The sequence below is a fragment of the Streptomyces sp. NPDC058665 genome (genome assembly GCF_042714995.1).
GTDB lineage: Bacteria > Actinomycetota > Actinomycetes > Streptomycetales > Streptomycetaceae > Streptomyces.
Genome location: NZ_JBHXRX010000025.1, coordinates 1 through 13446 on the forward strand (window position 1 = coordinate 1; position 13446 = coordinate 13446).

The following is a 13446-nucleotide window of genomic DNA, read 5'->3' on the forward strand; positions in this document are numbered from 1 at the left end:
CGCCTCGCTGCGCGCCCCCGGCCCGGCCCAGGCCGACCGGCAGGACCGCCCCGCCCCGGCAGCGGACCGCACCCGAACCGCGCCGGAGGCGACCCCGCTCCCGGCAGCGGACCGCACCCGAACCGCGCCGGAGGCGACCCCGTCCCCGGCAACGGACCGCAACCCCAACCGCGCCGGAGGCGACCCGTCGGATAGCCTGGCGAGCGGTTGTCTCTTCACGTCAAGACATGATTCACCCCGCCGTCGGAGAGATGGCCCGCACCAGGGGCAGGGCCCCTGCCGCCCGCCGTTCCACCGCTGTCTAACGGAGACCGCCATGACCCGCACTCCCGTGAATGTCACCGTCACCGGCGCAGCCGGCCAGATCGGCTACGCGCTGCTCTTCCGCATCGCCTCCGGTCAACTGCTCGGCGCGGATGTGCCGGTCAGCCTGCGTCTGCTGGAGATCCCGCAGGGCCTGAAGGCCGCCGAGGGCACCGCCATGGAGCTCGACGACTGCGCCTTCCCGCTGCTGCGCGGCATCGAGATCACCGACGACGCCAACGCCGCCTTCTCCGGCGCCAACGTCGCGCTGCTCGTCGGCGCGCGCCCCCGCACCAAGGGCATGGAGCGCGGCGATCTGCTCTCCGCCAACGGCGGCATCTTCAAGCCGCAGGGCAAGGCCATCAACGACAACGCCGCGGACGACATCAAGGTCCTCGTCGTCGGCAACCCGGCCAACACCAACGCGCTCATCGCGCAGGCCGCCGCCCCCGACGTACCGGCCGAGCGCTTCACCGCGATGACCCGTCTCGACCACAACCGCGCGATCTCGCAGCTCGCCGCCAAGACCGGCGCGCAGGTCACGGACATCAAGCGGCTGACGATCTGGGGCAACCACTCGGCCACGCAGTACCCGGACATCTTCCACGCGGAGATCGCGGGCAAGAACGCCGCCGAGACGGTCAACGACGAGCAGTGGCTCGCCGACACCTTCATCCCGACCGTCGCCAAGCGCGGCGCGGCGATCATCGAGGCCCGCGGCGCGTCCTCGGCGGCCTCGGCCGCCAACGCCGCCATCGACCACGTCCACACGTGGGTCAACGGCACCCCCGAGGGCGACTGGACCTCCATGGGCATTCCGTCGGACGGCTCGTACGGCGTCCCGGAGGGCATCATCTCGTCGTTCCCCGTCACCACGAGGAACGGCTCTTACGAGATCGTCCAGGGCCTGGACATCAACGACTTCTCCCGTGCGCGCATCGACGCTTCGGTGAAGGAGCTCACCGAGGAGCGCGACGCCGTCCGCGAGCTCGGCCTGCTCTGACCGGCCTGTGACCGAAGCTCCCGGCAGCCGCCCACCCGGCCGCCGGGAGCTTCGTCGTGTGCGGGCGGCCGAGACCCCGGGTATCAACCCCCGTACACCCGTGGGGTGTTGATTCCGCGTTCGGTGCCACCGACGGCGACCGTTCGCGCACACTGAGTGCATGAACGCATACGGAGAGGGCCTGCCGGCGTACCGGACCATCCGGATGACGGTGCAGGACGGTCCCATCGCGGCATTCGCCGACGAGGAGGCGTGGCGGGCGCGGGAGCGCTACCCCACGATCGTGGGCATGGGGCTGCCGGCCTTCGTCGGGGCGAAGGAGTCGGAGCAGGGCGGCTGGGAGATCCTCCGCTCCGCCGGGGACACACCGCAGAGCGTCCGCGACTCCCTGGGCTCGTACTTCCGGGGGCTCGCCAAGGAGGCGTCGGCCGCCGGGCGCGCCGCGGACCGCGAGAAGTACCGCGCGGCGTACGAGAAGCTCGACCGGGTCGCCGTGGACGAGTTGAGGGTGCTCGGTACGCGCTACCGCGTGGTGCGCGTCGAGCAGTTCATCCGGCTGGGGCCCGACGGGCCCGAGCCGCCGAGGCCGTCGGACCCGGACCCGGGTGAGGTCGGCGAGGCACACCGGCTGCCCAGCCGCGTCGAGGGATTCGTCATCGACCCGTACACCGGCACGGGGATGGCGGAGGGGCTGCTCAAGTTCGACCTGATGCAGTTCGTGCTGAAGGCGGGCACCGCGCCGCCCGAGATGCGCGGGGATTCGCTGCGGGCGGTCGAGACGCATCCGGGCGGAGTGCTGCTGCCCGCGGAGTTCGCGATCGCCGAGTGCGGCAAGGACGGGCAGTGGAAGCCGCATTCGGGTTCGGCGCCGACTCCGCAGGCGGCTCGGGACAGGCTGGCGATCGACTTCCGGGTCATGAAGCCCGTTCTGCGGAGGCTGAGCGACGGGGAGCGCGCGGAGTACGCGAAGGCGGCGGACCGGCTCGACGAGAAGCGCGGGGCGGGGGTCTCGGTGGGCGGGCTGCGGTACCGGGTGGCGCGGGTGGAGCAGTTGGTACGGATCGGGCCCGACGGCCCGGAGGGACCCAGGCCCTCGGACTTCGACCCGGATCCGCCGATCGAGGTGCAGACGAGGGAGCAGGGCGAGGAGGGAGTGGCGGACGACGGCGACGACGAGTCCTCCGCCGAACTGGCCGCCGACATGCGGGAGATGAAGCGGCTGCTGGACAAGGAGGAGGCGCGGCGCGCCGCGTGGAAGCAGCGGAAGAAGACGAAGGGAAGCCAACCGGGCGCGGACGCCGGTTAGGCACTGTCCGGAAATGGCGTCGGTCGCCCGTGGGACGGGGCGTGCCCCCGCCGCGGAGCGGCTGGTGACTCGCCGGTGCGCGCGATCGCAAGGCGGAGGATCGCTCTCGTACTGGGCGTACGTGGGCGACTCCGACAACGCGGCGAGCGGGCATGCCCATGCGTCGCGGGCCGGACGGAACGTTCAAGAACGCGCCTGGTTCCGCGTCTCCCGACCGGGGCTTCGCCCCGGGTGCGCGTCCGCCGAACGCCAAGTTGCGACGTATGTCGGGGAGTTGGGCACCTGTTTTCCTCTTGTTTCGTCATGGGCATGGTTACATCTCGGCGTTTCCGGGGGACCATTCCCGCGGTGGTCATCGCGCGTAGACCCGTGCGGCGACCGCCCCGCACGCTCTGAGGTAAGACTCCGTGTCACCGGGCACGGAGCGTCAACCTGTCTCCCCACCGGAGGTTCCGAAATGCGCCGTCGTCTGGCCATGCCGCTCGCCGCACTTGCCCTCGCCATCCCCGCCACGCTCATGTCGGCGAGCTCGGCCGCCGCCGCGCCGGCCGACAAGCCGCAGGTCCTGAGCAGTTGGACACAGACCAGCGCCGCCAGCTACAACTCGTGGCTCTCCGCCCGCAACAACCAGGGCGCCTGGTCCGCGTACGGCTTCGACTGGTCCACGGACTACTGCTCCTCCTCGCCCGACAACCCCTTCGGCTTCCCGTTCCAGACGTCCTGCGCGCGTCACGACTTCGGTTACCGCAACTACAAGGCGGCCGGTTCCTTCGACGCGAACAAGGCGCGGCTGGACAGCGCGTTCTACGAGGACCTGAAGCGGGTGTGCAACGGCTACTCGGGCGCCACGAAGGCCTCGTGCAACGCGACGGCCTGGACGTACTACCAGGCCGTCAGCATCTTCGGCCGCTCCGCCGCCGTCGACGGCACCAAGTCGGTCGTCTGACCGGTGCGTCCGCCGGTGTGACCCACCGCCGGCCCAGTACTCGAAGGCCCCTCGCCCGCCAGCGAGGGGCCTTCGTGCTGTCTGTCGTCGGCGGGTCGTGAGTGACCCTGAACACTTCCCGTCATCGATTACGCATGCTTCTCCGGTCTCGGGGCAGGCGCCCAGATCGCCAGTCGTTGCCGCTGGTGGCAGGTATCGGGAACGGAAGGCCAAACGCGACGTGTCGGCACAACAGACCATCTTTGTGGACGGGGAGTGGCGTAAAGCCGCCTCCGGCGCCACACGCGACATCATCGACCCCGCCGACGCGACGCCGTTCGCGGTGGTGTCCGAGGGCGGGGCCGAGGACGTCGATGCCGCGGTCGACTCCGCGCGCAGGGCTTTCGACGGGGGCGCGGGGCTCTGGCCCCGGACCCCCGTCGCCGAGCGGGCCGCGCTGTTGCGGCGCGTCGCCGGGCTGTTGCGGCGGGACCGGGAAGACCTCGGGGAGCTGGAGAGCCGCGACGCGGGCAAGACCGTAGAGGAGGGGCGCGTCGACGTCGACTGTGTCGCCGACGCCTTCGCCTACTTCGCCGATCTCGTGAGCAACGAGGGCGGCGGGCGCGTCGTGGACGCCGGGTCCGCCGAGGTGCACAGCGTCGTCGTGCACGAACCTGTCGGCGTCTGCGCGCTCATCACCCCCTGGAACTATCCGCTTCTCCAGGCGAGTTGGAAGATCGCCCCGGCGCTCGCCGCGGGCAACACCTTTGTGGTCAAGCCGAGCGAGCTCACCCCCCTCAGCACCGTCGCCCTGATCGACCTGCTCACCGAGGCCGGGCTGCCCGCCGGTGTCGCCAACCTGGTGACCGGCGCCGGTGACCCCGTCGGCGCCCGGATGGCCGAACACCCCGACGTGGACCTGGTGTCGTTCACCGGCGGACTGGCCAGCGGTACGAAGGTGATGGCCGCCGCCGCGCCCGGCGTGAAGAAGGTCGCGCTCGAACTCGGGGGCAAGAACCCGAACGTCGTCTTCGCCGACTCCTGCGCCACCGACGAGGGCTTCGACACCGCTGTCGACCAGGCCCTGAACGCGGCGTTCATCCACAGCGGCCAGGTCTGCTCCGCCGGTTCGCGCCTCATCGTCGAGGAGTCGCTCCGCGAGCGCTTCGTCGCCGAACTCGCCCGCCGTGCCGCACGGATCCGCCTCGGCAGGGGCACCGGTGCCGGCGTCGAGTGCGGACCACTCGTGTCGGAGGGGCAGTTGGCGAAGACCGAGGAGTATGTCGCGTCCGCGCTGGCCGACGGCGCCGTGCTGCGGGCCGGCGGCAAACGACCCGGACCGGGTGAACTGCGCCCCGCCGCCGGGTACTTCTACGAGCCGACCGTCCTCGACCAGTGCCACCGCGAGATGCGGGTCGTCCGCGAGGAGGTCTTCGGCCCCGTCCTGACCGTCGAGACCTTCCGTACGGAGGACGAGGCCGTCGCGCTCGCCAACGACACCGAGTACGGGCTGGCCGGCGGCGTCTGGACGGCGGACCCCGGGCGCGCGCGGCGTGTCGCCGGACGGCTTCGGCACGGCACCGTCTGGATCAACGACTTCCACCCCTACCTGCCGCAGGCCGAGTGGGGCGGCTTCGGGAAGTCCGGCATCGGGCGTGAGCTGGGGCCCGCCGGGCTCGCCGAGTACCGCGAGGCCAAGCACATCTACCAGAACCTCGCGCCGCGGCCCGTCCGCTGGTTCGCCGGCTGACCCGGCCGGCCGTCGGCCACCACCGGCCACCACCGGCGACCAAAGCCGTTCGCCCTCGCCAACTGCCTTACGGCTCAGTCACATTACGGCTCATTACGCGCAAGAACCTTGAATCACCCCAGCGAAGTGGAGTAGACGACACCCATGGCCGAACACGACGCCGCATACGACTACGTCGTCGTCGGAGGCGGCACCGCGGGATCGGTGATCGCTTCCCGGCTCACCGAGGACCCGGACGTCACCGTCGCCGTCATCGAGGGCGGGCCCTCCGACATCGACCGGCCCGACGTGCTGACTCTCCGGCGCTGGATGGGGCTGCTGGGCGGTGAGCTGGACTACGACTACCCGACGACCGAGCAGCCGCGCGGCAACTCCCACATCCGGCACAGCCGTGCCCGGGTGCTCGGCGGCTGCTCCTCGCACAACACCCTGATCGCCTTCAAGCCCCTGCCGTCCGACTGGGACGAATGGGCGGCGGCAGGGGCCGACGGCTGGGACGCGGCGTCCATGGAGCCGTACTTCGGGCGGCTGCGCAACAACATCGTGCCGGTGGACGAACAGGACCGTAATCCCATCGCCCGTGACTTCGTGGACGCCGCTCAGGCGGCCCTCGGCGTCCCTCGCGTCGAGGGCTTCAACAGGAAGCCCTTCCACGAAGGCGCCGGCTTCTTCGACCTCGCCTACCACCCGGAGAACAACAAGCGGTCGTCCGCATCCGTGGCGTATCTGCACCCGTTCCTGGACCGTCCCAACCTCACCCTGCTGCTGGAGACCTGGGCGTACCGGCTGGAGTTCGACGGCACCCGCTCGACCGGCGTGCGCGTACGGGCCGCGGACGGTACGGAGTCGTACGTACGCGCCCGGCGCGAAGTCCTCGTCTGCGCCGGTGCCGTCGACACACCCCGGCTGCTCCTGCACTCCGGCATCGGGCCCCGCGCCGACCTGGAGGCGCTCGGTATCCCCGTCACCCACGACCTGCCGGGCGTTGGGGAGAACCTGCTCGACCACCCCGAGTCGGTCATCGTCTGGGAGACCGAAGGACCGATCCCCGAGAACTCGGCGATGGACTCCGACGCGGGCCTCTTCGTCCGGCGCGACCCGGACCACCAGGGCCCGGACCTGATGTTCCACTTCTACCAGATCCCATTCACGGACAATCCCGAGCGCCTCGGCTACGAACGCCCGCCGCACGGCGTCTCGATGACACCGAACATCCCCAAGCCCCGAAGCCGGGGCCGCCTCTTTCTCACCAGCGCGGATCCCGAGGTCAAACCGGCCCTGGATTTCCGGTACTTCACCGACGAGGACGACTACGACGGCCGCACCCTCGTGGACGGCATCAGGATCGCCCGGCGGATCGCCGCCGCCGAACCGCTCGCCGAGTGGCTGACCCGCGAGGTCTGTCCGGGGCCGGACATCACCTCCGACGACGAGCTCAGCGAGTACGCCCGTAAATGCGCCCATACGGTCTACCACCCGGCCGGCACCTGCCGGATGGGCGCTCCCGACGACGAACAGGCCGTGGTCGGACCGGATCTGACGATCCGTGGGCTGAGAGGCATCCGAATCGCCGACGCTTCCGTCTTCCCCACCATGCCGGCCGTGAATCCGATGATCGGGGTCCTGATGGTCGGCGAGAAATGCGCCGAACTACTCACCTCGGCGACCAAGACAACCGCACCGGGAGGTGATGCGTGATGACCGCCACCGAACCGGTCTTCTCCGTACGCGATCTGTGGAAGGTCTTCGGACCGAAGGCCGACCGAATACCGGGCAACGCGGAGTACGCGGCGCTGTCCGCCGAGGAGTTGAGGACCCGCACCGGCTGCACGGCCGCCGTCCGGGACGTCTCCTTCGACGTGCGCAAGGGCGAGGTCTTCGTCGTCATGGGCCTCTCCGGCTCGGGCAAGTCGACCCTCGTACGCTGTCTGACCCGGCTCATCGAGCCGACCAGCGGACAACTCGCCATGGACGGCGAGGACATCATCGCCATGGACAAGAACCGGCTGCGCGAACTGCGCAGGCACCGCGCCGCGATGGTCTTCCAGCACTTCGGCCTGCTGCCGCACCGCTCCGTGCTCGACAACGTCGCCTACGGTCTGGAGATCCAGGGCATGCCCCGCGCCGAGCGCCGCGCCAAGGCCGCCGAGGTCGCCGCCCTGGTCGGCCTCGAAGGACTGGAGGAACGGCGCCCCGGCCAGCTCTCCGGCGGCCAGCAGCAGCGCGTCGGTCTCGCCCGCGCGCTCGCCGTGGACCCTCAAGTCCTGCTGTTCGACGAGCCGTTCAGCGCGCTCGACCCGCTGATCCGCCGCGACATGCAGGAAGAGGTCATCCGGCTGCACCGTGAGGAGGGCCGCACCATGGTCTTCATCACCCACGACCTCAACGAGGCCCTGCGCCTGGGCGACCGCATCGCGCTGATGCGCGACGGCGGGATCGTGCAGCTCGGCACACCCGAGGAGATCGTCGCCAACCCCGCCGACGACTACGTACGCGACTTCGTCCGCGACGTCCCGCGTGAGCAGGTCATCTCCGTACGCCGCGCCATGCGCCCCGCGCGGGACGGCGAGAGCGAGTCGGGCGTCGCGCTCAAGCCGGACACGCTGGTCTCCGACGCGATCGAGGCCGTCGCACGCAGCGGCGACTACTGCCGGGTCGTGGACGACGGCCGGACCCTCGGCGTCGTCGGTTACGAGGAACTGCTGGCCGTCGTCGCGGGGCTGGACGACGACGCGGAACCCAAGGAGGTGGCGGCGGTATGAGCGCCGCTCCCAACCCGGTGTCCGAGCTGACCGATGCGGCGCGGCACGACCCGGGCACCGGTCCTGGCGGCGTACGTACGAGCAAGACCGGCCCGTCCGGCGACGGCGTCCCCGGCCCCTGGTCCCGCCTGGCGGGCAACCCTCGCGCGATGCTGCTCGTCGCCGCCGTCCTCGTCGCGATCGTCAGCGCGGCCGTCGGCGGAACCGGAGCCTGGCCCGACGCTCTGACCGTCGATGTGCGCTCGCCGCTCGACGACCTCAACCGCTGGCTCGTCGACAACCGCACCACCCACCCCCTGTTCCTCTACTTCCTCCTGCACATCAGCAACTCCGCCGAGAGCTCGGTCGACGGCGTGCTCAGCGTGCTGGAGAGCCTCGGCTTCATCGGCGTGACGGTGGCGGCCGTACTGATCGCCTGGTACGCGGGCGGCGCCGGCCTGCGCCGCCGCGCCCTGCGCACCGCCGCCACCGCGCTCGCCACCTTCGCCGTGATCGGGCTGCTCGGCATGTGGGAACCGGCGATGGAGACGCTGTCCCTGATGGTCGTCGCCGTCACCGTCTCGGCCATTGTCGGCGCGCTGCTCGGGCTCGCCGCCGGGCTCTCCGACCGCTGTCAGCGCGTGCTGCGGCCGGTCTTCGACACCATGCAGGTGCTGCCCGCCTTCTCGTACCTGCTGCCGTTCGTGCTGCTCTTCGACATCGGCATCCCGTCCGTCTTCGTCGCGACCGTCATCTACGCGGCCCCGCCGATGGCCCGGCTGACCGCGCTCGGGCTGCGCGGCGCCGACGCGGCGGCACTTGAGGCGTCCGCCTCGCTCGGCGCGAGCTCCTGGCAGCGGCTGTTGACGGCGCGGCTGCCGCTCGCCCGCAAGCAGATGCTCCTCGGCCTCAACCAGACGATCATGATGTGTCTGTCGATGGTCGTCCTCGCCTCGATGATCGGCGCGGGCGGACTCGGCGACGAGATCTTCACGGCGCTCTCCACCGTGGACGTGGGCCTCGCGCTGCCCGCCGGGATCGCCGTCGTACTGCTGGCGATCTGGCTGGACCGTACGACGGCCGCGGCCGGCGAACAGCTCGAAGACCCCGACGCCGGGCGCCGCGCCACGTGGTGGAAGCTCTGGCCCGGCATCGTCGCGGCCGTCGCCGGCGGCGCGGTGCTCGGAGCCGTACTCGGCCGCAGGGAGTGGCCCGAGGCATGGACCGTCTCGATCAGTGAGCCGGTCAACACGGCCGTCGACTGGATCGAGCGCGAACTCGGCTCCGGCGTACCGGTGTTGGGCGGCACCCTCACCTGGTCCGAAGGGTTCGCGAACTGGGTCATCAACCCGGTGCGTGACGCGCTGCTGGCCACACCCTGGTGGGCGCTGCTGCTCGTCGCCGCCGTGCTGGCACTGCGGACCGGCTGGCAGGCCGTCGTCACGGTGGTGCTGTCCCTGGCCGCGATCGGCGCGATGGGTCTCTGGGACCGCTCGCTCGACACGCTCTCGCAGGTCCTCGCCGCCCTGGTGGTGACCCTGCTGCTCGGCTTCGCCATCGGCATCCTCGCGGCGCGCGTCGAGAGGATCGAGCGGGTGATCAGGCCGGTTCTCGACATCATGCAGACGATGCCGCAGTTCATCTATCTGATCCCCGTGATCGCGCTGTTCAGCGGCGGCCGTACGGCGGCCGTCGCCGCGGCCGTCGTCTACGCCCTGCCCGCCGTCGTACGCATCACCACCCAGGGAATCCGGCAGATCGACCCCGCCGCGCTGGAGGCGGCGCGCTCCCTCGGCGCCGGTACCGGGCAGCAACTGCGCCAGGTACAGCTTCCGTTGGCCCGGCCCGCCCTCCAACTCGCCGTCAACCAGGGCGTGGTGCTGGTCCTGGCCATCGTCGTCATCGGCGGCATGATCGGCGGCGGCGCGCTCGGCGTCGATGTCGTGAAGGGCCTGGCCAAGGGCGATCTGGGGCTCGGTATGACGGCCGGCATCGCGATCGTGTGCCTGGGCCTGCTGCTGGACCGGATCTCGCAGCCGAGCGCGGCGGCGAAGGAACGCGCCCTGGTGTGAGCTCAACACAACCGAAGACAACCGAAACCGCGACAGAAAGAAACACGACGTGACCCACACCAAGCGGATACGCACCACCCTGGTCGCCGGAGCCGGCGCGCTCGGCATGCTCGCGCTCAGCGCGTGCGCGGCCGAGACCGATTCGGCGTCCGCGTCCGACGAGGTCACCCTGACCGTGCCCTCCTGGGTCGGCGCGCGTGCCAACGCCGAGGTCGCCAAGGTGATCATGGAGCAGGAGCTGGACGTCAAGGTCGAGCTCCAGCAGCTCGACGAGCCGGTCGCCTTCGACGCGCTGAACAACGGCAAGGCCGACGCGATCCTGGAGGACTGGGGCGGCTCGCCGAAGAAGGAGAAGCTCTACATCGAGGACAAGAAGACCATCGTCAAGGGCGGCGACCTCGGCGTCGTCGGCCACATCGGCTGGTTCGTCCCGAAGTACTACGCGGACGCGAACCCCGAGGTCACGGACGCCAAGAACCTCAACAAGTTCGCCAAGGACTTCAAGTCCGCGAACAGCGGCGACCTGGGCGAGTTCCTGGGCGCGGCCCCCTCGTACACGACGTACGACGAGCACCTGGTCAAGAACCTGAAGCTGAACCTCAAGATCAAGGAGACCGGCAACGAGGCCGCCCAGATCAAGGAGATCCAGCAGAAGTACCGCGACAAGGAGCCCTTCATCACCTACTGGTGGGACCCGCAGTGGCTCAACGCGGACATCGACCTGGTCGAGGTGAAGCTGCCCGCGTACGAGGAGGGCTGCAACGTCCCCGAGACGGCGACGGACTGCGCGTACGCCAACACCCCGCTCCAGAAGTACCTCAACGCGGACTTCGCGAAGGACGGCGGTGACGCCGCCGAGTTCATCAAGAACTTCAAGTGGAGCACCGAGGCGCAGAACGAGGTCGCCAAGGCCATCGCGAAGGACAAGCTGAGCGGCCCGGACGCGGCCGAGAAGTGGGTCAAGGAGAACAAGTCGACGTGGGAGGCCTGGCTCCCGAAGAAGTGACCCCTGCTCGTGCCGCTTCCGGACGGCCCGGAGCCCTCACCGGCTCCGGGCCGTCCGGCTGTGCTCGCGTACCTCAGAAGTGGCTCAACTCCCTTGAGGCGGGCGGCCGGAGACGGCGAGTATCCGGGAATGACGCTATTCGGACAGAAGCAGCAGGAGTTCTCCGTACTCGTCGTACGCGACGCCGACGAGGTCGCCGAGGCCGTGGACCGCGCGCTGAAGACCGCGGACCCGGAGGAGCGGCCAGGGCTGGAGCGGGCCGCCGCACTGCTCGCCGCGGCCAAGGAGGTCACCGACAGTGAGATACGCGGGAGTTGGGCGCGCCGGCAGATAGCCGACGCCGGTGTGGAGGGGCGCCCCGACTCCGTCAAGGCGGTGAAGGCCCTGCGCGACGCGCAGCCGGGCCTCAGCCTCCTTCAGGCCGTACGGCTGTCGCAGGAGGCCGCCGCGCTGGAGGACGAGGAGGGCCGGGGCCGCACCGTCTGAGCGGGGAGCGTTACGCCGACTCCCGCACCACCAGCGTCGGCGTGAAGATCATCGACGGCAGCGGGCCGCCCGGTGCGGCGATCTGCTTCAGCAGCAGCCTGGCCATCTCCGATGACATCTCCTCGACCGGCTGACGTACCGTCGTCAGCGCCGGATCGCAGGTCAGCGCCGCGTTGCTGTCGTCGAAGCCCACCACGGCCACCTCGTCGGGCACCTGTCTGCCCGCCCTGAGCAGTACCGGCAGCGCGCCCAGCGCCATCAGGTCGGAGGCGATGAACACCCCGTCCAGGTCCGGGTGTTCGGCCAGCAGGCGCCGCATCGCCGCCGCGCCCCCCGTGTGCGTGAAGTCGCCCTCCGCGACCGCGACGTTCTCGATCCCGTACGTGGCCATCGCCGACCGGAACCCTTCGAGCCGCTCCTGCCCCGCCGGCATGTCCTGCGGCCCCGCGACCGTACCGATCCTGCGCCGCCCGAGACCCGCCAGATGCCCGGCGGCCAGCCGCGCGCCCGCCGCCTGGTCGGCCTCGACGTAGGTGAGCGGCGACGGCTGTCCGGGCCGGCCCGCCAGGACGGCGGGCAGCCGGGTCTCGTGGACCAGCCGGGGCAGCGGATCACCGGCGTGCGAGGAGATCAGGACGATGCCGTCCACATGGCCCTGGCGCAGATACGAGAGCAACTGGTCGCGCGAGGCGGCGTCGTCCGCCAGCATCAGCACCATCTGCACACCGGCCGGCCGCAGCACGTCCAGCAGCCCGCCCACGACCCGGCCGAAGTACGGGTCCGAGAACATCCGGCCCACGAACGGCTCGGCTACCGGCCGCCGTTCCTGCTCGGAGACCACCAGCGCGATCGAGTCGGTGCGGCGGGTCACCAGCGACCGCGCGGCGCGGTTCGGGACGTAGTGCGTCGTGGCGATGGCCTCCTCGACCACGGTGCGCAGCGCGGGATCCACCGTCGTCGCTCCGTTGATCACGCGGGACACCGTGGCTCGTGAGACGCCTGCGACGGCGGCCACGTCCTCCAGGGTCGGGCGCGCGGGCGGGGAGGCGTCGGCAGTCATGCAGTCTTTATACCGGTTGGTACTCGACGCCCGGAGCGGGCCCTCGGTGGCCGGATTCCGTACCGCGCGGCGTACTACGCGGCGATGCGGTTCAGGCCGTCGAGTTCGCCCTGCCTCGCCGCCACGAGCGCGGCGGCGAGCTTCTTCGCCGCGGCTTCGCTGCCCGCGTCGACCTCGGAACGGGACACGAGCGCGGAGTGCTCCAGATGTTCGCGGATCTGGAGCACGAAAAACTTCTCGAAGGCCGCGCCCTCGGCGGCCCGTGCCTGCGCGAGATCGCCGGGCGTCACCATGCCGGGCATCTCATGACCCTCGTGGACGTTGGTGGCCGGGAGGCCGAGCTGCTTCAACAGCGGTCGCATACGGCCGAGTTCGGCGCGGTGCGCGGCGGCCAGGTCCTTCGCCCAGCTGCGCAGACGGGGGTCGGTCGACCGGTCTGCGGCCATCGTCAGAAGCTCGACCGCGCCCTCGTTCATGGGGGTCATGAGCTGGATCCACGCGGCGTCGGTGCCGCCGGAGCGTGTGCTGACGGGAGTTGGGGCCCGTGGCGGGTCCTGCGGGGCCGCCGTGGGGGTGGACGACGAGCAGCCCGTCACCGCGAGAAGGGCGAGGAGCGCCGCCGCCGTACCACGTACCGCCTTCATAGAGAGTCCTCCGGTGGGGGAGAGGGCGCCGGGGGGGGGGGCCGGGGGGGGGGGGGCCCCCGCCCGCCCCCCACAACGCGGGCGCCGCCGGGAGGGGAAGGTGAACGCGCCGCGGAGGGGAAGCGAGGGCGCGCCCGAGATAATTGGGGC

General features: G+C 70.8%; 11 protein-coding genes. 9 read left to right on the forward strand and 2 right to left on the reverse strand.

Translation table 11 applies throughout. The annotated features are described in order from the left end of the window. The first annotated feature begins 316 nt into the window (after positions 1–316). From ACFWV8_RS18110 to ACFWV8_RS18150, 9 genes are all read left to right on the forward strand, one after another. A complete protein-coding gene (locus ACFWV8_RS18110) occupies positions 317–1306 on the forward strand; it encodes a malate dehydrogenase (RefSeq protein ID WP_384202730.1) in 990 nt (329 codons plus the stop codon). Positions 1307–1466: 160 nt separating this feature from the next. Next, on the forward strand, positions 1467–2612 hold the full coding sequence (locus tag ACFWV8_RS18115) for a DUF5954 family protein (RefSeq protein WP_384202733.1): 1146 nt from the start codon (positions 1467–1469) through the stop codon (positions 2610–2612). A gap of 457 nt (positions 2613–3069) precedes the next feature. Then, the gene (locus tag ACFWV8_RS18120; protein WP_329382836.1) at positions 3070–3558 is read left to right on the forward strand and encodes a phospholipase; all 489 of its coding nucleotides are present in this window, start codon (positions 3070–3072) and stop codon (positions 3556–3558) included. A gap of 220 nt (positions 3559–3778) precedes the next feature. Continuing rightward, positions 3779–5287 carry an aldehyde dehydrogenase family protein gene (locus tag ACFWV8_RS18125; RefSeq protein ID WP_384202736.1) on the forward strand — a complete coding sequence of 503 codons (1509 nt, stop codon included), beginning with the start codon at positions 3779–3781 and terminating at the stop codon, positions 5285–5287. A gap of 144 nt (positions 5288–5431) precedes the next feature. After that, the gene (locus ACFWV8_RS18130) at positions 5432–6985 is read left to right on the forward strand and encodes a GMC family oxidoreductase (RefSeq protein ID WP_384202739.1); all 1554 of its coding nucleotides are present in this window, start codon (positions 5432–5434) and stop codon (positions 6983–6985) included. Next, entirely contained in the window at positions 6985–8049 is a 1065-nt protein-coding gene (locus ACFWV8_RS18135) for a glycine betaine/L-proline ABC transporter ATP-binding protein (RefSeq protein WP_384202742.1), read from the forward strand. Before ACFWV8_RS18130 ends, ACFWV8_RS18135 begins: the two co-directional genes overlap by 1 nt. Continuing rightward, entirely contained in the window at positions 8046–10100 is a 2055-nt protein-coding gene (locus ACFWV8_RS18140; RefSeq protein WP_384202745.1) for an ABC transporter permease, read from the forward strand. The genes ACFWV8_RS18135 and ACFWV8_RS18140 overlap by 4 nt, the downstream gene beginning before the upstream one ends. Positions 10101–10149: 49 nt before the next feature. Beyond that, positions 10150–11106 carry a glycine betaine ABC transporter substrate-binding protein gene (locus ACFWV8_RS18145; RefSeq protein ID WP_384202747.1) on the forward strand — a complete coding sequence of 319 codons (957 nt, stop codon included), beginning with the start codon at positions 10150–10152 and terminating at the stop codon, positions 11104–11106. 129 nt (positions 11107–11235) lie between these two features. Beyond that, positions 11236–11592 (forward strand): hypothetical protein, encoded by a 357-nt coding sequence (locus tag ACFWV8_RS18150; RefSeq protein WP_329382822.1) that lies wholly within the window; start codon positions 11236–11238, stop codon positions 11590–11592. 10 nt (positions 11593–11602) lie between these two features. Here ACFWV8_RS18150 and ACFWV8_RS18155 read toward each other — a convergent pair whose 3' ends face one another. Then, positions 11603–12652, reverse strand: a complete 1050-nt coding sequence (locus ACFWV8_RS18155; protein ID WP_384202751.1) for a LacI family DNA-binding transcriptional regulator — start codon at positions 12650–12652, stop codon at positions 11603–11605. A 74-nt stretch (positions 12653–12726) separates the two neighbouring features. Continuing rightward, positions 12727–13296: a DUF305 domain-containing protein gene (locus ACFWV8_RS18160; protein WP_384202753.1), complete on the reverse strand. Its 570-nt coding sequence runs from the start codon at positions 13294–13296 to the stop codon at positions 12727–12729. Positions 13297–13446: the final 150 nt, after the last annotated feature.